Origin of the sequence: Microcoleus sp. PH2017_35_SFW_U_B (assembly GCF_020737865.1) — a bacterium.
GTDB lineage: Bacteria > Cyanobacteriota > Cyanobacteriia > Cyanobacteriales > Microcoleaceae > Microcoleus.
Window position 1 is genome coordinate 19,564 of sequence record NZ_JAEQDE010000034.1, and the last position, 21,442, is coordinate 41,005.

Consider the following 21,442-nt stretch of genomic DNA (forward strand, 5'->3'; position numbering starts at 1 on the left):
AGGTTTCTAAGTAAGGAGGATTGTTTATGCGTGCTGTGCTGATGGCTGGGGGGTCGGGAACGAGGCTCAGACCTCTGACGTGCGATTTACCTAAACCGATGGTGCCGATTCTGAATCGCCCGATCGCAGAACACATTATCAATTTGCTAAAAAGGCATAATATTACGGAAATTATTGCGACGCTGCACTACCTTCCCGATGTCATGCGCGAATATTTTACTGACGGCAGCGAGTTTGGCGTTCAAATGACCTACGCTGTGGAGGAAGACCAACCGCTGGGTACGGCTGGTTGTGTCAAAAATATTGCGGAATTGCTCGATCGAACTTTTCTGGTCATCAGCGGCGATAGCATCACAGACTTCGACTTGACAGAAGCTATCAAATTTCACCGCAGCAATAAATCCAAAGCTACGTTAATTTTAACTCGCGTTCCCAACCCAATGGAATTCGGGGTAGTAATTACGGAAGAAAATCACCGGATCAGTCGCTTTCTGGAAAAGCCTTCTAGCAGCGAAATTTTCTCCGATACCGTCAATACCGGCACTTACATTTTAGAACCGGAAGTATTGGACTACCTGCCGGCAAATCAAGAGTGCGACTTCTCGAAAGACTTGTTTCCGCTGCTGTTGGAAAAAAACGAGCCGATGTACGGTTACATCGCGGAGGGTTACTGGTGCGATGTGGGCCAGTTGGATGTTTACCGGGAAGCTCAGTATGACGCATTGCGGGGAAAGGTCAAACTGGATTTGAGTTACTACGACGAAGTTCGATCGGGACTTTGGGTAGGTCAAAATACTTTTATTGACGATAGCGCGATCGTCGAAGTACCTGCCATGATCGGCAACAATTGCCGAATTGGAGCCCGAGTTAAAATTAACGCGGGTTCAGTAATCGGAGATAATGTGACAGTCGGGGCTGATGCTAACATTAAACGTCCGATCGTCTGGAATGGAGCAATTATCGGCGAAGATGCTCATCTCAGGGCCTGCGTGATTTGCCGCAGTACCCGCGTAGACAGGCGCGCCCACGTCCTCGAAGGTGCTGTCGTCGGTTCAATGTCCATTGTCGGAGAAGAGGCGCAAGTCGGCCCTAGCGTGCGAGTCTGGCCGAGCAAAAATATTGAATCCGGCGCTCTGTTGAATCAAAATTTAATTTGGGGAGAACAAGCTAAACGGAATTTGTTCGGCCAGCGGGGCGTTCAAGGACTGGCCAATGTGGATATTACCCCGGAATTTGCCGTTAAATTGGGCGCGGCTTACGGCTCAACTTTGAAACCAGGGGCTTCGGTATCGGTTTCTCGGGATCAGCGCAGTATTTCGCGGATGGTTTCGAGATCTTTGATTGCGGGTTTGATGTCGGTGGGAATTAATGTAGTCAATTTGGAATCGACGGCAATTCCGATCGCGCGCACGGTTTCGTCTACGATCTCAATTGCTGGCGGCATTCACGTTCGGATTTCGCCCGATCGCTCCGACCACATTTTAATTGAATTCTTCGATATCAAAGGTATCAATATCACTAAAGCTGCGGAGAAAAAAATCGAGGGCGCTTATTTTAAGGAAGATTTACGCAGGGCTCTGATTCCCGAAATTGGAGATATGTCGTACTTTAACCAAGCACTCGACGTTTACAACCGGATGTTTGAGCGGCAGATGAATGTTGAGGCAATTCGCTACAGCAATTCTAAGGTGGTGATCGATTACGTTTACGCGGTTTCCGGAGCAATTCTGCCACAAATGCTCGCCAAATTCGGCTGTGATGCGGTGGTACTCAATGCCAGTCTCAAGCAGACTTCTCTGAGCAACGGAGAACGGGAATATTTGCTCGACCAACTCGGCCGGGTGGTAAAAGCACTCAGCGCTAATTTTGGCGTGCAGGTGTCTGCGAACGGCGAACAGCTCATTTTGGTAGACGAGTCGGGAATAGCGATTCGTGGGGAAATGCTGACGGCGCTGATGGTAAATTTGATGCTGACTTCCCATCCCAGAGGTACAGTAGTAGTACCGGTGAATGCGTCTTCTGCGGTGGAGGCGATCGCCCGCCGCTATCAAAGCAAGGTAATCCGCACTAAGGCAAACCCAAGTGCATTGATGGAAGCCTCTAACAGGAACCCGAATGTGGTTTTGGGCGGTAGCGGCAATATGGGTTTTATTTTCCCGCAATTGCATCCGGGGTTTGACGGAATGTTCTGCATTGCTAAAGTGATAGAAATGATGACGATTCAGGAGCGATCGCTCGGACAGATCAAAGCGGAACTTCCCCGCGTCACCCACCGCAGTTACAGCGTCCGCTGTCCTTGGACGGTAAAAGGTTCGCTCATGCGGCATTTGGTAGAAACTCATTCGCCCGATCGTTTAGAATTAATAGATGGAGTGAAGATTTTTAACTACAGCGACGACAATTGGGTATTAGTTTTGCCCGATGCTAGCGAACCCACCGTTCATATCTTCGCCAACAGCGAGGACAGAGATTGGGTATCTGAAACTTTGAAAGAGTACCGCGCCCTCGTTCACGATTTTGTGACCCAAAGCGAAGAGGCGGTTCGACAAGATAAATTTGGTAATGGGTAATTGGGAATTGGGAATTGGGAATTGGGAATGGGTAATCGGTAATGGGTAATCGGGTATTATATTATGTCCGGTTATGCAACGATAATTCAGTTCTTAGTAAGGACTTTAGTCCTTATTAATTCATATATAAAGAGAGGACTAAAGTCCTCACTACAAACCCTCGCTTTCCCAATGACTAATTCCCTCTTTGCCCAATTCCCTCTTTGCCCAATGCCCAATTCCCAATTCCCAATTCCCAATTCCCATTTAAGTTATGAATAGCTGCATTTTAATGGCGGAAATAATTCAACAACCGCAACTCCGTTATACTCCAGACAATCAACTTCAAATCGCTGAGATGCTGGTGCAGTTTCCAGGGTCGAGACCTGAAGATCCGCCAGAACATTTGAAGGTGATAGGATGGGGCAATTTAGCTCAAGAAATTCACGACAAATATCGCGAGGGCGATCGCGTGATTATTGAAGGGCGGCTGGGTATGAATACGATCGACAGAGATGGTATCAAAGAAAAGCGCGCTGAACTGACAGCCCAAAGAATTTACACTCTCGGCGCCGATGCGATGAGCGCTGCACCCGCAGCTAGAACCGCCCCCGAACCCGCTCAAATTCGCGACACCGCCCCGGCTAATGTGCCGAGCAATGTCGTTCCCATGAGTTCCCGAGGTCGCAGTTCTAACAGCGCTCCAGCCCCTGCTAACCGCCCGTCTAGTTCTGATTGGAACTCGCATCAGTCTTCTGAGTCCGATCGCAAGCCTGGTTCCTCAAGCGAAGCTGACAATCCAGATTACGATCCGATTCCGTTTTAAGAGCCGATTCCGTTTTAAGAGCCGACGGCGAATAGATCCGACGGCGAATAGATCCGACGGCGGTTGAAACCGCGTCTACACAGGCAAAACCCGCCTCCGCGGGTTGAAAAACGGGTGGTTAAATTTACGTTATTTTCTTCAGTCTGCGGAGGCAGACTTCGTTTTTGTAGACGCGGTTTCAACCGTACGTCATCGTTTGTAGACGCGGTTTCAACCGTACGTCTTGGTTTGTAGACGCGGTTTCAACCGTACGTCATCGTTTGTAGACGCGGTTTCAACCGCCGTTTGATCCGATCGCACAATTTCCCGATCCGATCGCACAATTTCCACCCCAAAAACGCGAGCAAACTCAGCAACAACGATCGCCCTAACTCGATCGACCTCAATCCCCGGAATAAACTGCTCTAAACTACCAATCGGTCGATCGGGAATCCCGCAAGGTACAATTTGCCCAAAACCTGCCATATCCGGGCAAACATTCAAAGCAAAACCGTGCATCGTAATCCAGCGACTGACTTTAATGCCGATCGCACCCACCTTGCACCCATCCACCCAAACCCCAGTCATTCCCGGAACCCGCGAACCCTTCAGCCCGCAAACTTCCAGCACTCCCAAAAGCACTTCCTCCAACTGCCGCAAATACCAGTGCAAATCCTGCTGGTGGCGGCGCAAATTTAAAATAGGATAGCCCACCAACTGGCCAGGACAATGGTAAGTCACCTCCCCGCCCCGCTCAACTCGGTGCAACTCCGCATGAGTTTGGCTCGGGTCAAACTTCAGAAATTCCAACTTCGATCCCAGCCCCAAAGTATAAACCGGCGGATGTTCCAGCAAAATCAGCACATCAGGCAAATCTGGATTGTCCCGGCGCTCTTGCACCAGTTTTTGCTGGATTTCCCAAGCTTGGGAGTAGGGTACTTGTCCCCAATCGAGGAGCAAGCACGGTTCGGGGATCGCAGGTTGATGAATGAGAGGGGAAATCATGAAAAAAATCAACAGTGTTTTTACGGAATATTTACGCAGTTAAAATCAAGAATTGTCAACATATGAAAAAAGATTTGGAAGATAAGTGTTTTCTAGAATACATAGTGCTATTGTATAAACTATACCCACGTTACAGAAGGGAGGGAGCTCTATGAAGCTTGTTATCCAGGGTAAAAATATAGAAATCACCGATGCCATTCGCGAGTACGTCAATCAAAAAGTTGAAAAGGCAGTTAGCCATTTTCAAACTTTGACGACGGAAGTGGATATCCATCTATCGGTGGCTCGTAACCCCAGGATCAATCCTAAGCAGACTGCTGAGGTGACTATCTATGCTAACGGCAGCGTGATTCGGGCTGAGGAAAGCACGGAAAGCCTGTATGCTAGCATCGATTTGGTCGCAGACAAGATAGCTCGTCAACTGCGGAAATTTAAGGAAAAACGCCACGACAACAAGACCCAGAGTAGTGCCAAAACGGTTACGGCAGTTGAAGAACATCCTGTAGTAGCAGATTTGATTGGCGATCGAACTCCCGAACTTCCACCCGAAGTAGTACGGACAAAGTATTTTGCCATGCCTCCAATGACTGTGCAAGAAGCTTTAGAACAATTGCAGATTATCGACCACGATTTCTATATGTTTCAGAATGCAGAAACAGGCGAAATTAATGTGCTTTACGAACGCAAGAGTCAAAGCGGCTATGGAGTTATCCAGCCTCGCAATGCTAACGGCCACGGTAATAGTAAGAATGGCAAAACCGCCCACAACGTAGCACATGAAAAATCAGGTGCTGCGAAAGGTTAGATAATTGCTAATAGCAAAGAGAGGACTAAATTCCTCTCTTTGTCTTACTCTTCCTCTGTGTTCTCTGCGCTCTCTGCGGTTAAATCAATCCGATCCAATCATATCTAACCTTTAATACCTTCCAAAGTTTTGAGAGACTCAGCAACGTGCGCCTTAAAATCCAGCATTGAGTCAAAAATATGCTTGACAACACCTTGTTTGTCAATGACGTAAGTGACTCTACCGGGCATAATCCACATGGTAGCTGGAACCCCGTACAATTGCCGCACTTTATTGCCAGTATCGCTCAACAATGTGAAAGGTAACTGATATTTGGTAGCAAATTTTTGGTGAGACTGCTGCGAATCATCGCTAATCCCAATTACTTCTGCACCTGCGTCTTTGAAAACTTCATAACTATCACGAAAAGCGCAAGCTTCCGCAGTACATCCGGGCGTGTCATCTTTGGGGTAAAAGTAGACGATGACATTTTTTTTGCCTTTAAAATCCTTGAGACTGACTGATGAGCCAGTTTGAGATAATAAGCTAAAATCCGGTGCGATGTCTCCTACTTTGACAGTCATATTTATTTAAGTGAGTGTTTTGTTTATTGATTATTATACAGTCTCAGTTACGTTCAATACTTCTCTTACCTTATTCAAAAAAGCCAGCGAATTAAAAGTAGCACTACCACCAGCGTGAGTGAATTCAGATAAAGCACCAACTGAGTCATTGCCAATAATGCGATCGAACGGATCTAACTTGAGACTGATTTTTTGACGAGCTTCGTACCGAGAAAAGTGAAATATTGTCAAATAGTGTAGCAAAGTATCTTTAATTATACCATCATAAATCAAACCTTGACGAATATCTTCATCGTCTAGGATACCTTCATAAATATTCAATAGCGTCGAATAGGAAATCACTCCATTATAAAAGTTCTTATCCCCTTGTTCAACTTTAATCCCGTTAAACAAATTAAAAAACACAATAGCTTGTTTCCTCCTATCCGAAAACAACTCGGCAAGCTCTGCTGTATCTTGAATATAAAAAGATTCTCCCCGATGCTGTTTGGGACTATGTACATAATATTTGTCACAAAATACCGGGTAAATCCTAACATCTTCCCGTTCTCCTTTCAAAACTCGGATGATATCTTTCGACATAAAAAATAATTTATCATCTCCATCATTTTGAGTAATATGCAGCGTACTCATATAAGGTGCTTGAGATATATATAAAAATTTTCGATACCCTCTATTATATAACTGACTAACAATATCTGCGAGAATTAAAGGCTGAGTATAAAGACGCTGAAGGCTGTAATTTTCCGAGAAAGTTTTCAGCATTCCCACCTGAATAGTACCATCTTCTTGACACCTAATTCCGGTGACTTCGCCAAAAAAACAGGCTTTTCTGCGATCGCGCCTCCCGCCATTTTTCCCATCGCTATCCCTAGTCGATACTGTAATAATTGCTAAATTATCCAATTCTGGAGATAACTGTACATTGTTAAATCGAAACTTTTTAGGCAGGATTGAATACAGGGAACTCAAACCATTTTTGGCTGTCAAATGATACTTGTCACCCAGAATGCGAAATCCTTGGGAATTCGATCGGTGTTTTTCGCTCAAAATGTGAGATAATACTTTAGAAAGGTATGCCATAAATTTTTCTGAAGGCGAAGGGTTTTCGTGGTAGCCTTCGTGAAGTCTTACCATCGGCACAAATAAATTATTGGGTAATTTTTGTAACAAGATTCCTAGGGAAATATATGACATCAGCGAAATAGCAAACTTGTAAACAAACGTTGCTTGTCTTTGCAAGCCTCCATTGCTGTCTAAACGTCGGTTGTTGTAGGGAAAAACCACGGATTTATGCTGAAAACTTTTATAAAAAACATCTCTAGAGCGATCGGCTTTAGGAATCCAAAACACTGGTAAAGCCTTAATACCTTTAATATTGTATTCCATGCTGAAACTTTGGGATTCATCAGTTGAAAAATAGCGAATATCTTCAATTTTAATACAGACTGGTAATTGACAAATTGCTCTTTGATTAACATTAGGTTTTTCCACAGAAATATACTGAAGTGTTTCCTTCGGATTGCGCCCCACAACCTCATTGAAAAATTTTCCGGTTGTTAAGATACGATCTATATTGTGAAGCAGACCTCTTTTGATCGAAATCAGTCGCGATTCTGTGCGAGGTGATAAAATAGTTTTATCTAAGATATATTTTTGCAGTAATTGCTTAAGACAGTTAATTTTATAATCGACATTAATTTCTTGAAAACGCTTAAAAAATTTGCAAAAAAGCACCTTTTTATGCTCTTCGTTAGAACTTTGTAATATCGGTAAAACTACTCGCTCAAATCCTGCGATCGGATCGTATTCTAATTCTAATTCTGGGTTGTAATCGGCTGCTAGGGGGTTTTGAGATGATGCAAAGACAAAGTGATACAAAAATGCTGTTTTTAATGCCTTGCGGAAGAAGGTTTCATGATTGGCTGGTTCCTCCAAAGCGGCGAGATGTTCCTCGCTGTCGGGATTTAACAAATTAAGATAGTAGTCGAATACCCGATCGCCTCCCCGCGATTGCACAGGATTGCCAAACTTGAGTTTGAGGCCAAAAATAAATTGGCGATCGCCCCCAGCATCATCCGTAGTTTCTCCCAGACTACCTGCTATAATCGGAACGATCGGTAAATAATCGAAAGCTTCCGATCGCGAAAACATATCTTTGTAATTAACCGGAGTTTTCTGATAGCTAACCAAGTAGTCACCATCAGGTTTATTGACATCGTTGATATATCCTTCTATTAACCTCAAACGCCGGATTAAATCTTGGAGATAAATCAAACCTCGCCTATTTTCTGTAGTTGAATCAATATTTTCTAAAAGATACTCCAAGTAAGTAATTTTCGCTTCTTTCTTCAGTTGTCCCAGAGTTTCCCGATCCACAACTCTAATCAGTCGGTGAAAATCAGAAGTTTCATTTTCTACCATTTCTTCAAGCAGGAAATTAAGTTCTTCCTTCTCCTCTTGATTTCCAGTATTTTCAGCAATATAACTCTTTAAACCTGCTTGCAATTCTTCTTGGAAAATATCTACATTGCGGATCGAAATAGTTACTTTATGAAACTTTAGCAGCGAATCATAATTAGAGTCTAAGCATTCCAAACTCAGCTTCTGTTTCTGTAAATCTTTATAGAAATTATCAAAGTCATACCTTAAACCTAACTGAGTTCCCTTACCTTTAAAAGACTCTAGCGGACTAATTAAACTAACTACAAATTGGTCAATTGTAACACTATCTCCCAAAACAGATTGTACTTTTCGGCGCAAACAAGCCTCAATTTCCCTAACTTGACTCCGAAAGCGCACCTCAACTTCCGGTAAGAAATTCACCGTAGCATAATCTGCTTGATTCTCACAATTACCCAAAGGATTTTGTACTTCTTTGCAAGTAGCGACTTGATTAGCAAGTGTATCAATATCTATTAGCAAACGTTTGCGATCGCCCGAAATGCTAAATGGGTTATTTCCCTGCAAAACTTCTAAAATTTTGTCCAGCAAATCGCCATAATCTACCGTTACTAAATCGCTATCATCTAATCTTAAAACGTTCACCCTGTCAACCCCCGATGTCAGATTTCCTTAGACAAAACCAAATTGAGTACATTCAACTCATTGGAACTCAAAAGATACTTATCCGTAAATATCTTTTCCCTAATCTGTTCTAAACTGTAGCTTCTAAATACAACAAATGGGAAATCTTGATATTTATCTCCTATAGGCAAAACATTACCAACAGGATACAGCGCCTTAATATATTGAGTCAAGATATTTCTAAAATCTTGATATTTCTGTTCTTGGGGGTTACTAGCAAAATATTCCCTGAATACTTCCCCAGCAATAAACGCAAATAATGGTAAGGCATAATACCGATCCTTGCGCTGACTGCTTTGCTCAAATCTCTGTGTCTTATCAACAGAGTTTGTTAGTTCTTTTACTAACTCCATCGCATCTTTAATCGCAAATTGTAAATCCTCTGAATAAGCACTAGCATAACTAATTATCTGCATATTATGCCAAAGTTCACTATTAGCATTTTTGGCTATTGTTGCCAGAGGCATAATGTAGGTTTCTTCCAAAGTTTGCGATGCGATCGGTACAACTAACAAACCGCCACTCATATATCCCATTTCCAAGTTATTCAGATTCAATAACTTCTCGAAACTTTCACTTACTAACTGGGAAAATCCATTGTTGAAAAAATCACGCTGCGAAAGATATGAAGTCTGAGATTTACTATTAGACTCAACATTCTCTCTCAGTGTAAAATCAGCTTGACCGAGTAAATCTTCTAGACTATCATAGACTTGTGGTAAACGCCGATCGCTCCTATTCTTCCTGTGCTCGCTCTTCAACTTATCGATTAAGTTTTTCATTTGGGATGAGAATGTTTCACCAGCAGCAAACACAGACTTACCGCCGATGGGTATGATGATAAACTTATCTGAACCAATTTGCCCGCAACCATAAATTCGCGTCATTATAGATGCTTTCAAAATCAACAGAATATTTAAAAGACTCAGTTTACTTTCCTGTATCGATATCTCTTTATTATCTTCAAAATACACTACCCGATCGCCCAAATAGAAAATCAATTCTTTGTCCTGATTATCAATCTCATCCTTTCCGCGCCCCCGATAAATTACCTGAATCAATTCCATCAGATTTTTCTCTATTTCAAACCTCGGAATCTCAACCAAAATGTGTTTTGCCTTGGGAAAAGATAGCCCGCGACTACCTGAAGCAGTCATAAATACTACTTTCGCATCTTTTTTCCATTTTTGAACTAACTCTTTTTCCTCCTCACCAATATTAGCGTGTATTTCGATATAATCTGTCCCTTTTTCAAACTTACCCCGATGTTCTCTAATCTTGTCTATCAAATTACCCAGTTTTTGTTTATCTTGAATATAAACTATCACTTGTTCAACATCAGAGCGTTGTAACAGGGCTTCTATATCTTGTAAAATTTCGCCTTGTACTGTCTTGGTTAAATCAGTTTCTCTATCTAGCAAAGTATCTTCACTAAACTTGCAAGATTCAATGAAAACTTTGTATGTTATGCTTAAGCTTTTAGCAGGATAGGAGTTAGTGTTAATCACAGTTGCGTCAGTATCTTTAAACTTAAAATTCTCCACTGACAGAGGCGAACCTGGATTTTTAGCTTTCCGAAAATAGATTTTATCCGGTTCAGCAGAGGTATCGCTTAGGTGTTGGCTAATTACAGCTTTGTCAACGATAGAAGCATCTGCAACGATCACCTTTGTATTAAACCCGTGAGCATTATTTTTCAATTCATAGGTGTTGAGGATATTGTTGATGCCATTTAAGAATTCTACACCTCCCTCGTCTCCCGTAATCTCATCGATCATGATAAACAAATGCTTGATGCGACTGGAGATGTCTTTCATGCGATCGGGAAGCACTTCACCTAGCTTTGTGTTGTAAGCATTCCTAAAAATTTTTTCAAAATGTTTTAATGTATCGCCCGCATCAGTTTTCTTTAAAGATTGGATGGAAACAGTCGCGACAATATTGTTGAAATCTTTAGTATCAATCAGGGTAGAAATGGCTTCACAAATGCTGTTAAGTACGCCCTTAGTATTCCGTCCACCATCTTCAATTACATTTTCTGTTTGTCTCTTGAGTCGGTCCGATCGCCTATTTTGACGCTTAGTTTCTCTGCTATCTTGAAAATTAACAACTTGTAATCCAAATTTTCCATGCCGTTGATTCGAGAGATACTGGACAGTATATTTATGACCGCTATCTTTAATTAAATCGCTATAGGTATTAATTGCTAATATTTTATCATTCCATAAATCCTCAGTACCAGGTTTTTTGAACTTGTCGATAATATCCAGATTTACCTGCTTCCTGGGACTGACATAAAAGAATAGAAATCCATCGTTTACATGATCTGTGAGAAATTTGGCGATCGCAGTCGTCTTCCCAATACCAGGATTTCCAGTCAAAAAGATATAAGTAGCAGCAGATTCCAGGGCTTTTTCAATTAGCTTAGCGTGAGCATTCCGCAAACTCAAACCTCCGCTCAATCCCAACTGCTGCATCAATTCATCCGGCACAATTCCTGCTGAATTGACAAACCCCTCAAGTCGCTCTGGGTGGCGCACAACATTGATTTTATCCGCAGACATTGCTAATATATCGTCAACAAGCTTTTTTCCTTGATCGAAGCTGTAGCAAGCACTCCGCTTGATTTTATTTAAAACTAATTTGCGGGCATCGACGATTTCTTGAGGACTCGAATCATACTTATAAATCGAGTAACAAGTTTTCAAAACATCTAAATTTTCGGGGCGGACAGACATAGTGCTAATTCCGCGATCGCTATATCCCACCGCATTAAATATTAGTCGCGAATCCTCAGCAAGTATCCCTATTTCTCGGAGAAATTGATAAAAACTATAAGCATAACCGCCAGCTTGAATTGATTTAGCACTCTCCTTATCATCATACTTAAAAGCAGTAAAATAGCTCTTCAAACCTTCCGAAAATTCAACATCACAACTTTCAGTATCTATGCGAAGTTTAGAAAACACACTTTTTGAGCGCAAATAGTTAATATCTCGTCTCAACAAACGCCGAATAATCTCCAAATAGTCCAGATTCGTCACATCCTCAGATGTCCTAATCGAAAACACCGACAAATCTACACACAAAATTCTAAATTGCCTACCATATCGTAGGAATATTAGAGTATCAGCTCTCAGAAACTCGCCTTTCCCTTTGTAACTTCCAATATATTGAGAAATATTATCAATCTGGTCAAATTGAGATATAACTTCTCCACACCACTGTTCATAACCTTTAGCGTAAGTACCAATACTGCTCTCATCGCAAAAACAGGATTGGTAATACAAAATTTCCAAATGTCGTAGTTTATTTGTCTCATTCCAACCTGTAGATTGTAGGTACTCTCGAAAAAAGTTTAAACCTGATAGAAAGCCTTTTTGTAGGAAAAATGTACTCCACTTTTCAGCCATCTTTCTTTCCAGGGGACTGGTTATTTTATCGGTGATTTTTCTCAGCATCTTCGGGAATTTTAACTCCTGCAATTCCTGAAGGTACAAGTTTCCAAAGTTATGCTTAATTTGCTTCTCTTTAATACAAGCAAGAATCCCAATATTAAACCCAACTTCAAACAAACGCCCCAAATCTTCTGCTATTTTAGATTTCATGACTGCGTGCCTCCTGTTGGTGTATTTAAAACTTCTTTAACTTTAGTCAAAAATGCCAAGGCATTAAACTCTGCAACTCCTCCCATATGCTTGTAGAGAGATAGTTTACCTACAGACTGATCTCCTATCAGGTTTTCGTAGGGGTCTAATTTAAAACTAATTTGAGCGTTTTTACCACTTGCTTTTTCGTAGCGAGAAAAGTGGAACAAGGTCAAATACTGCAAAATGTCATTTTTTAATTGAGTATTAGAAATCAATCCTTGATGGATATGTTCATCATCCAGTATATCTTGATAAATATTTAACAAGGTGGCATAGGAAATTACACCCCTATAATTACGTTCTGCTTCTGAGCCGACTACCAAACCATTAAACAAATTAAAAAATACCACAGAGCGTTTGCTGGGGTCTTTGACTAAAGCGGTTAACTCCAATGTATCCTGAATGTATAAAGAATTTACTCCCAATCTTTCTGACAGTTTAACTGCATAGTATTTGTCAAAAAACATCGGGTAAATTTTGATATCATTGTAGTTTTCTTTAAAATATTTAATCACATCTTTCGACATGAAAAATAAAGCATCTTCTTTTTGTGTCATGTGCAAGGTACTAGAATAGGGAGCTTTGGCTATGTAGAGAAAGTGTCTGAATCCCAATTTGTAAACTTTCCCTATTTCATCTCGCACCACAGTGGGTTCTTTAAACATCTGTTCGTGTTCGTAGGTTTCCGAGAAGGTTTTGAGCAATTGTAGCCTGACAGAACCATCTTTTTGACGAATTGCACCGACAATTTCTCCTTGCAAATTCGATAGCTTTTGGTTGCTATTCCACCTAGCATCACTCTCGCGACTGGAAACTATAACTATAGCCAGTTTGTCGAGTTCTTTTGGAGAATCTGACTGCTTGGCAAAGGTAAACTTTTTAGGCAATACAGAATATAGAGAACTCATTACATTGGGAGCTTTGTATTCTATATTTCTGATATCAATACCCTGAGAATTAGAACGATGTTCTTCATTTAGTAAATGCGATAACCTTTTAGATAAAGAACGCATGAACTCTTCTACGGGCGAATCTGACTGTTGATTGCTCAGTTGCAGTCGCAGTATGGGAATGAATAATCTACTCTGTTTTTCCAATAACAGTTTGAGGCAAGTATAGGCAAGTATATCGAAGGTAAATCGATACACAAAACTTTTTTTATTATCCCATTTGTTGCTAGCAAGACTGTAGGTAAATTCGACTAGCTTACGCTGTTGATAAAACCGATTATATATAGTTGTACACTGTTGCTCAGTTGGTCTCAGCAACACTGGCAGAGCTTTTACACCTGTGACATCATACTCCATACTAAAGCTTTGTAGGTCGTCACTAGCAAAATAATGAACATCACTAATTGCGATTTTAGCTGTGAGAGTACATAGGGAATTTTCACTAGCCTTTGCTTGACCAATAGCTATATATTTTAATACTTCTTTGGGCTTGGTTCGTAGCTCAGGCTTGAAAAATGTAGAGGTTGTAGAAATATTGTTGATACTATTATCTAAAATGTTTTTTCTGACCGAAATGTGAAGCGGAAATTCTTTCGGTGAATGCTTGTGTTTCAGAATTTTTTGTAGGAGATTCTTGAGAGTGTCTATTTTAGAGGCAACATTATATTGTTCAAAACCTTTTTTGATCCCTCGCAAAAGTTTTTGCTTTGATACTTCATCAGAACCTTTGAAGATTTTTAATACTTTTTCCTCAAATACTGGAATTGGATCGTATTCTAAGTCTGAGTTAATTGTATAACCCTCTGATGACGGGTCTTTTGCGGCAAAAACGAAGTAGTACAAAAATACTAACTTCAATAGCTTTCTGGCGAAAATCTCTTTTCTAGCAGGGTCGGCAAGTTCGGCTTTATGTTCCTCACTTTCAGGGTCAAGCAGATTGAGGTAATACTCAAAGACTGTTTTGCCGCCATAGGCTTGAACTGGGTTATTAAACTTAAGCTTGAGTCCAAAAATAAACTGGATATCTCCTTTGTTTTCGTCTTTGGTTTCTCCTAAATATCCTTCTATTTTGGGAATAATTGGCAACATATCAAAGGCTTCAGCACGAGCAAAAGCATCTGCATAGTTCAAGTCAGTGCCGGCATAGTTCACTAAGTAATCGCCATCGGCATTTTTGACTATATATTCATCAATCTGTTTGAGACGCTGAATTAGGACTTTTAAATAAATTAAACCCTCGGCATTGAATGGGTTATTGCTGGTGCTAATGTTGTCTTGCAGAAATTCTAGATAACATATCTGTGCTTGCTTTTTGAGTTTGCCGATAGTTTCGATATCTACAAATTCTTTGAGTCTGTAGAAATCTGATTTGGCATCTTCTTCTAAATCTTGAAGAATAAAATCTAATTCGTCGCGATCGCTCTCACTAGCGCTAGCAAACTGAGATTTGATATAATTTCCTAAGCCTTGTTTTAGCTCGGTGTTAAATGTACTGGTATTTCCAACGGTGATAGTTAGTTTGTGAAATTTTAGCAGTTCTTTGCTGCTAGGATTTTTTGTGATACTCAATCGCTGCTTTTGCAACCCGGAATATTTGCCAAAGGGATAGCTAAAGTCTAAATTGGCATAATTATTTTTAAACTTTTCCAAATCTGTAATTAAGTTGGCAACAAATTGTTCGATCGCAAGCTGTGGGTTTTGTTGATTAATTGCAGATTCCAGTCGAGTTTTTAAACTATTTTTGATTTTGGTAATTTGATTGGGAAAGCGTTCTTTGAAGCCGGGAGTAAAGTTGACTGTGGCGGTACGAGCACCGCGTTCGGAAGCACCTAAAGGATTTTCTACTCCCAAACCTGCGACTGCTTCGGCGATGCTGTCAATGTCGATGATTAACCGATCGCAATTACCATGTATCTTAAATGGATTCTGAGTCTCCGGCTTCTCTAAAATTGCTAAAATCTTGTCCAATAAGTCACCACAGTCAACGGCAACTAAATCCCCGCCTGTTGTTCTTAGGGTATTCACTCTGCAACCTCCTCGCACCGCTTGACAACTTATGCAATTCAGCTATGTTAGCCCACATTGATTCATTAGTCAAGCAAGTTGATTTCTGTATTTACTAGCCAAACAATTCTTAATTTCTCTGTCGCTTCAAAAAGCTTGAATCCACTCTTTCACTTGGTACTCAGTCCAAACCTTATTTACCCAATAGGGATCGGCTTCAACTAATTTTCGCACAGCCGCCTCATCTTCTGCTTCGTAAATTGCAAAAACTTTGCTTAAATCTTTGGTTGGCCCGATCGCAATTAACACTCCCGATTCTTTCTGTTTGGCAAGTCCGGCTAAATGAGCGTCTCGAAATGGAGCACGTTTTTCGAGGACATCTTCGCAGTAACTTCCCCACATTACATATTTGGTCACGGTTTTGAGCCTTGGATGAATTTATTTGAAATTTATTGTACAATAAGTGTAGCAGGATTTGATAATTTTTTTTAGGATAAGATTGATTGACTACAGAGGGTGCTGAGGGCGCTGAGGAAGAGAGGGGAGAAAGAGAGACGTTTGTTAAATAGGAGGAGATAACTATGACTTTACTAGACCTTCGGCTGCTAACGGTTCAAGAATATGACCGGATGACGGAAATTGGTATTTTTGATGAGGATGAACGGGTAGAATTACTAGCAGGACAGATAGTAAAGATGGCCGCAAAGGGAACAGCACACGGTGCGGCGGTAAAACGAACAGAGAAGCTACTGGAAAACCGTTTGGGAGAGAGGGTTTTGGTGCGACTGCAAGACCCTGTTCGGCTCGATAATTACTCGGAACCTGAACCGGATATTTCTGTAGTTATACCAGATCCACTTTACTATGAAGACCACCATCCAACGCCATCGGAAATTTATCTGATTGTGGAAGTTGCGGATACTACGCTGAGAACGGATTGCGGGATTAAAGCGAAAATTTATGCTGAGTCGGGGATTGCTGATTATTGGGTTTTGGATGTGAATAATCGGCAACTTCATGTTTTTCGAGAACCGAGTCAGGATGGTTATCAAAGTCGCGTGATTCTGGCGGATGATGCGAGTATTTCTCTTTTGCAGTTTCCTGATTTTTATTTTTGTGTACGGGAGATGTTGCGTCCTTTAGTTACAAATTGAATTTCCCGGCGGTTGGAAACCGCGTCTACACAAACAAAACCCACCTCCGTGGGTTGAAGGAAGTTAGCCGTAGGGTGTGTCGCCATCAAAAATCCCTCACTAAATATCGAAAATCTCATGGCGACGCACCCTACAATTAGCTTCTCAAACTAACGCCGAATTTCTCGACTAAAACATCGCGGACTTTTTGTTGGGCTGGTTCGACATCGCTTTCGCTGAGTGTTCGATCGCCCGATCGATAAACCAACCGAAATGCTAAACTACGTTGTCCCGCCGGTACGTTTTCGCCGCGATACTCGTCGAAGAGTTCCACGGAATCCAGCAAACTACCCGCCGCCTGCTTCATCGCGCCCTGCATCTCAACTACCGGAACTTCCACCGGCGCGAAAAATGCGATGTCTCTGTCAGAAGCCGGGAAACTCGAATAACCTGCGAATTTGCGAGTCGAGTTGTGCGTTAGCGAAGCCCTCGTAGAGGATCGACCTAACTCACCCAACAACACGCCTAAATCTAATTGAAACACATAAACCTGTTCCGGCAAACCCTTTTCCTGCTGTAATTGCGGGTGTAGCTGTCCGAAAACTCCCAACCGTTTCCCGTTTAACGATAGCGCGGCTGTGCGGCCAGGATGCAGGCGTGGATTAGAGGAATCGCTTGCATATTCCACAGCCAAACTCAACTGCTGAAACACACTTTCTAGGACACCTTTCGCTTCAAACCAAGTCAAAGGTCGATCGCGCCCACCTTGCTGCCATTTCCACACAGTCGGGTCGCCGCCAATAATCCCCGCTACGGCGTCTGCTTCTTTCTTCGCATCCCCTTCTTTCCAAAAAATGCGTCCGACCTCAAAACCGTTGAGCGCGCCGTTTCCTTGCTCCAAATTGTACTGGAAAGCATCGATCGAACCCGACAGCATTTCAGTCCGCAAAGCCGAATACTCGACAAACAGCGGATTTGCCAACACAACTTGATTATCTCCCTCGGTTTTTACTAAGGAATAGTGCATCAATTCTGTCAAACCGGCCGCCCGAAAAGCCGATCGCACGTTCCGTATTTGCGCGTATTCTGGAGATAGATAACCGGGTTCTGTTTCGCTGGGTAAAGTATCGCAGAAATTGTCGTAACCGTGGAGTCTCGCGACTTCTTCGATTAAATCAATTTCCCTTTCTAAATCCCGGTAGCGGTAAGGCGGAACAGTTATCGCAAATACTCGTGCTTTTTCCGTCGCAGCCACTTCGCAGCCCAGGGCTGTGAGGATATTTTTTACTTCCTCCGGTTCCAGATAGGGAGAACCGCCGGTTGCTCCTCTTTTTAACTGTCCTAACACCAAGTTTATGCGATCTAGACGCAATTCGATCGATCGCAAAAAACTCAAATCTTCCCCCGAACTCGCCGTTTTTTGCACCGTCGCAGTCCCGCCAGCCAACTCCAAAATTAGGGCAATAGCGCGATCGCAAGCCGTCGTTAAAGCTGCCTGATTCACACCCCGTTCGTAGCGGATCGAAGCCTCACTCCGCAGGCCTTGGGCGCGGGCAGAACGCCGAATCGTTGCTTGGTCGAAAATGGCAGCTTCTAAGACTAAATTTTGCGTACCTTCGTGCACTTCCGTGTCTTCGCCACCCATTACCCCAGCTAAGGCTACGGGTTTGTCACTAGCAGTAATTAACAGGTTTTGAGGTTGCAAATTGCGGTTTTGTCCGTCCAAGGTTTTGAAGGATTCGCCTGGTTTGGCAAAGCGCACGCCGATGCTGATGTCAGAAGTACCGGTGAAAGATTGCAGTCGATCGCGATCGAAAGCGTGCAGCGGTTGTCCCCATTCCAGTAAAATGTAATTAGTAACATCAACCACATTACTAATCGGCCGCACTCCCGCCGCCTGCAACCGCTGTTGTAACCAAGCCGGAGACGGTGCAATTTTTACCCCTGAAATTTCGGTACCAATATAAATCGGGCAGCCTTGCAGTTCCGATATTTCTACTGCCAAATTCGGACTTTTTTCGCCATGAATCGCCACATCATTAGTTGTCGGAATTCTCAAACTTGCGCCAGTTAGTGCTGCCACTTCCCGGGCTACACCCACCATGCTTAAAGCATCTGCACGGTTCGCAGTTGCTGTCAAGTCTAGAATCACATCATCTAAACCTAAAAGCGGACGAATATCGCTGCCTAATTCGGGATTTTCTAGATCAAAGATATGAATTCCTGCTGATTCCTTCAACAATCCCAATTCGGCGAGAGAGCAAATCATTCCTTCCGAAGGAACACCCCGCAATTTAGCAGGTTTAATTTTCAGATCGATCGTCGATAAAAAAGTACCGACAACGGCTACAGGTACATAAATATCCGCCCTCGCATTGGGTGCCCCGCACACAATATTTAAGGGTTCAGGTTTGCCGACATCAACTTGACAAACTCTCAATTTGTCAGCGTTGGGATGTTGTTCGCAGGCGACTATTTTGCCCAATACTACGCCGTCGGCCCATGCACGCCTGTCTTCGATTTCTTCGACTTCAAATCCTGCCATTGTCAGGGTTTCGGCTAATTCTTCCGGGGAACTCGTCACATCGACCAATTCCCGCAGCCAGTTTAGAGAAATACGCATAATTTTGTCAGTAGTTTGTTGTCAGTGCTCGGTAGTTATTCGTCATTAGTCTACGCCGGCGGGCTTCGACTGTGCTGTCCGAGAATTTATTCGGGAAAACTTTTCATACCATACTAATTAAGATTTGTCAAGACTATTGTGGTAGATATCAGCAAAAACGAGCGATCGCCCTTTCGATCGATGTCTGCTGTGGGATGAGTAACATTCTCAATCAGAGAATGAGGTATGCTAGAAACATCTAACAGCGCAAAAAGCACTTAAGTTTAGAAAGACTTTACATAAAAAAGGACAACTTTAGCAAGTCTTTAAACTATCTTCAAGGATAATCTACCGCAAAAACTCACAGCAACGAGATAATTAAAATAGGGAAAAGATATCGGCCTAAAAGACTTAGGTGCAATTCCAATTCGCACGCCGCAGCACGGCCCGCCGGCAACTGATAGAGCTGTATTTCTAGCAGATGCGGTTTAAGGGAATTTGTGCAGTCGAGCGATCGCCAGAGCAAAATCAGAAAAATATAGGCAAACTCAATCAACATGAGCTACTGCGTAAATCCGGGCTGTCCACATCCTCAAAACCCTCCTGACTCTATTCTCCAGTGTCAGACCTGTGGTGCGCGGTTATTGCTGCGCGCTCGCTACCAAGTCATTGAACCTTTAGGACAAGGAGGTTTTGGAGCTACATTTCTGGCAAAAGACATCTCTTTGCCTGGTCAACCGAGTTGCGTGGTCAAGCAACTCCGACCCAGTAGTTCGTCGCCGCGAGTTTTAGAAATGGCGCGGGAATTATTCAAGCGAGAAGCGAAAACCCTCGGCCAACTCGGCGATCACCCGCAAGTGCCGAGGCTGTTAGATTATTTTGAAACCGAACAGCAATTTTACTTAGTTCAAGAGTATGTTAAAGGCTCGACTTTGAAACAAGAAGTCAAACAATCAGGGCGTTTCAATGAATCAGATGTTAAAAATTTTCTATTAGAAATTCTCTCGGTAGTGCAATACGTCCACAGCCAAGGAGTAATTCACAGAGACATTAAACCCGCAAATATTATTCGCCGCGCTCAAGACAATCACTTGGTTCTGATTGATTTCGGAGCGGTTAAAGACCAAGTTAGCCAAACAATATTATTAGACCCCGCCGACCAAAGCGCCAACACGAAATTTTCAGTTGGTACGTTTAGTTTTGCTCCCCCCGAACAAATGGCGCTGCGGCCGATATTTGCCAGCGACATCTACGCCTTGGGCATGACTTGTTTGTATTTGCTGACAGCAAAGTCTCCCAAAGATTTAGATTTTGATGCGGTAACTGGCGAAATTGTTTGGCAGCCCCACGTTCAGGTGAGCCCAAATTTTGCGCGGATTCTTGAGAAAATGCTCAAGCCCATGGTCGGCCATCGCTTTCAATCGACAGGAGATGTCGTCAAAGCTCTGAATGGCGAATTTGAAGACGCAGATCTTTGCAACGGCTTGACAACTCAATTCAACGCAGGTGGCCGCACGGTTGAAGAACCAACGATATTTAATAGTGATGCTACTTCGTTGCCTTCGCCCCAGATGAAAAACGATCGAGATTTGCGATCGAAGCAAAGCATCCGCACTAGAACTTCCTTCAGTCAATCGGGAAATACAGGGATGCAGCCGAGAGTTTCCCGGACTTTGGCTGAGTCTGGCAGAACTTTCGGAACTGCGGCCTTGTCCAATGGCAATTTAGCAGGACAAAAGGTAACGAAAGCGGTTGTAAAGTGGGAAAGTAACAGCTTGCGAGCGGCATATTTTAAAGGTAAACGCGATTTTGCTGACTGCGAACTGTCGGGTTTGCAATTGCCAAAAGCGCAGTTGGCGGGGGGAAATTTTTATCAGGCTAGGTTGGTGAAGGCAAATTTGCAAGCAGCGGATTTGTCGGGGGCGAATTTGGGCCACGCGAGGTTGGTGAAGGCAAATTTGCGATCGGCAAATTTGACTGAAGCTTATTGCAGCACTGCTAATTTTGAAGGTGCGGATTTTCGAGGTGCTGATTTGACGGGCGCTTATTTGAGCAAGGCGAATTTGCGGGGTGCGAATTTGTGCGGCGCGAATCTAACTGACGCTACAGTTACTGAGGAACAACTCGCAAGTGCAAAGACAAATTGGTTGACTACTAAGCCCGATGGTAAGCGGGGTTTTGGATTTTAATAGAAGGAAGAAGGAAGTTCGGCAACGGATTCTGTAGCGGATGTAACGGATGTAACGGATGAAAGTCCGATCGAAGTTGTAAGAAGGAAGAAGGAAAGAA

Annotated in this window: 13 protein-coding genes; 5 read left to right on the top strand and 8 right to left on the bottom strand. The window is 42.7% G+C overall.

Annotation, left to right across the window (positions count from 1 at the left end; translation table 11 throughout):
* Positions 1 to 26 precede the first annotated feature (26 nt).
* Positions 27 to 2,570, top strand: coding sequence for a mannose-1-phosphate guanyltransferase (locus JGK36_RS08790; protein WP_293183481.1), 2,544 nt, complete (start codon positions 27 to 29; stop codon positions 2,568 to 2,570).
* A gap of 253 nt (positions 2,571 to 2,823) precedes the next feature.
* Positions 2,824 to 3,375, top strand: a complete 552-nt coding sequence (locus tag JGK36_RS08795; protein ID WP_293183479.1) for a single-stranded DNA-binding protein — start codon at positions 2,824 to 2,826, stop codon at positions 3,373 to 3,375.
* A 210-nt stretch (positions 3,376 to 3,585) separates the two neighbouring features.
* Here the strand turns inward: JGK36_RS08795 and lipB are convergent, their stop codons facing one another.
* Positions 3,586 to 4,359, bottom strand: coding sequence for a lipoyl(octanoyl) transferase LipB (gene lipB, locus JGK36_RS08800; protein ID WP_293183477.1), 774 nt, complete (start codon positions 4,357 to 4,359; stop codon positions 3,586 to 3,588).
* Positions 4,360 to 4,510: 151 nt separating this feature from the next.
* Between lipB and raiA the strand changes: the two genes are divergently transcribed.
* On the top strand, positions 4,511 to 5,164 hold the full coding sequence (raiA, locus tag JGK36_RS08805) for a ribosome-associated translation inhibitor RaiA (RefSeq protein ID WP_293183475.1): 654 nt from the start codon (positions 4,511 to 4,513) through the stop codon (positions 5,162 to 5,164).
* Between the two features lie 104 nt (positions 5,165 to 5,268).
* Here the strand turns inward: raiA and JGK36_RS08810 are convergent, their stop codons facing one another.
* The 5 genes from JGK36_RS08810 to JGK36_RS08830 form a co-directional block, all read right to left on the bottom strand.
* The gene (locus JGK36_RS08810) at positions 5,269 to 5,727 is read right to left on the bottom strand and encodes a peroxiredoxin (protein ID WP_293183473.1); all 459 of its coding nucleotides are present in this window, start codon (positions 5,725 to 5,727) and stop codon (positions 5,269 to 5,271) included.
* A 33-nt stretch (positions 5,728 to 5,760) separates the two neighbouring features.
* Complete coding sequence (locus JGK36_RS08815; RefSeq protein ID WP_293183471.1) at positions 5,761 to 8,775, bottom strand: hypothetical protein; 3,015 nt, start codon at positions 8,773 to 8,775, stop codon at positions 5,761 to 5,763.
* 17 nt (positions 8,776 to 8,792) lie between these two features.
* The gene (locus JGK36_RS08820; RefSeq protein ID WP_293189919.1) at positions 8,793 to 12,422 is read right to left on the bottom strand and encodes a helicase-related protein; all 3,630 of its coding nucleotides are present in this window, start codon (positions 12,420 to 12,422) and stop codon (positions 8,793 to 8,795) included.
* A complete protein-coding gene (locus JGK36_RS08825) occupies positions 12,419 to 15,439 on the bottom strand; it encodes a hypothetical protein (RefSeq protein WP_293189917.1) in 3,021 nt (1,006 codons plus the stop codon). Before JGK36_RS08825 ends, JGK36_RS08820 begins: the two co-directional genes overlap by 4 nt.
* A 126-nt stretch (positions 15,440 to 15,565) precedes the next feature.
* Positions 15,566 to 15,835: a YciI family protein gene (locus JGK36_RS08830; protein WP_293183463.1), complete on the bottom strand. Its 270-nt coding sequence runs from the start codon at positions 15,833 to 15,835 to the stop codon at positions 15,566 to 15,568.
* A gap of 164 nt (positions 15,836 to 15,999) precedes the next feature.
* On the opposite strand from JGK36_RS08830, the gene JGK36_RS08835 reads away from it, so the two are divergent.
* Positions 16,000 to 16,572: a Uma2 family endonuclease gene (locus JGK36_RS08835; RefSeq protein ID WP_293196498.1), complete on the top strand. Its 573-nt coding sequence runs from the start codon at positions 16,000 to 16,002 to the stop codon at positions 16,570 to 16,572.
* A gap of 136 nt (positions 16,573 to 16,708) precedes the next feature.
* Here the strand turns inward: JGK36_RS08835 and pheT are convergent, their stop codons facing one another.
* Together pheT and JGK36_RS08845 are read right to left on the bottom strand one after the other, a co-directional pair.
* A complete protein-coding gene (gene pheT, locus JGK36_RS08840) occupies positions 16,709 to 19,174 on the bottom strand; it encodes a phenylalanine--tRNA ligase subunit beta (protein WP_293196496.1) in 2,466 nt (821 codons plus the stop codon).
* Positions 19,175 to 19,287: 113 nt separating this feature from the next.
* A complete protein-coding gene (locus JGK36_RS08845) occupies positions 19,288 to 19,431 on the bottom strand; it encodes a hypothetical protein (protein ID WP_293196495.1) in 144 nt (47 codons plus the stop codon).
* 279 nt (positions 19,432 to 19,710) lie between these two features.
* On the opposite strand from JGK36_RS08845, the gene JGK36_RS08850 reads away from it, so the two are divergent.
* Positions 19,711 to 21,342 carry a serine/threonine-protein kinase gene (locus tag JGK36_RS08850; RefSeq protein ID WP_293149884.1) on the top strand — a complete coding sequence of 544 codons (1,632 nt, stop codon included), beginning with the start codon at positions 19,711 to 19,713 and terminating at the stop codon, positions 21,340 to 21,342.
* Positions 21,343 to 21,442 lie beyond the last annotated feature (100 nt).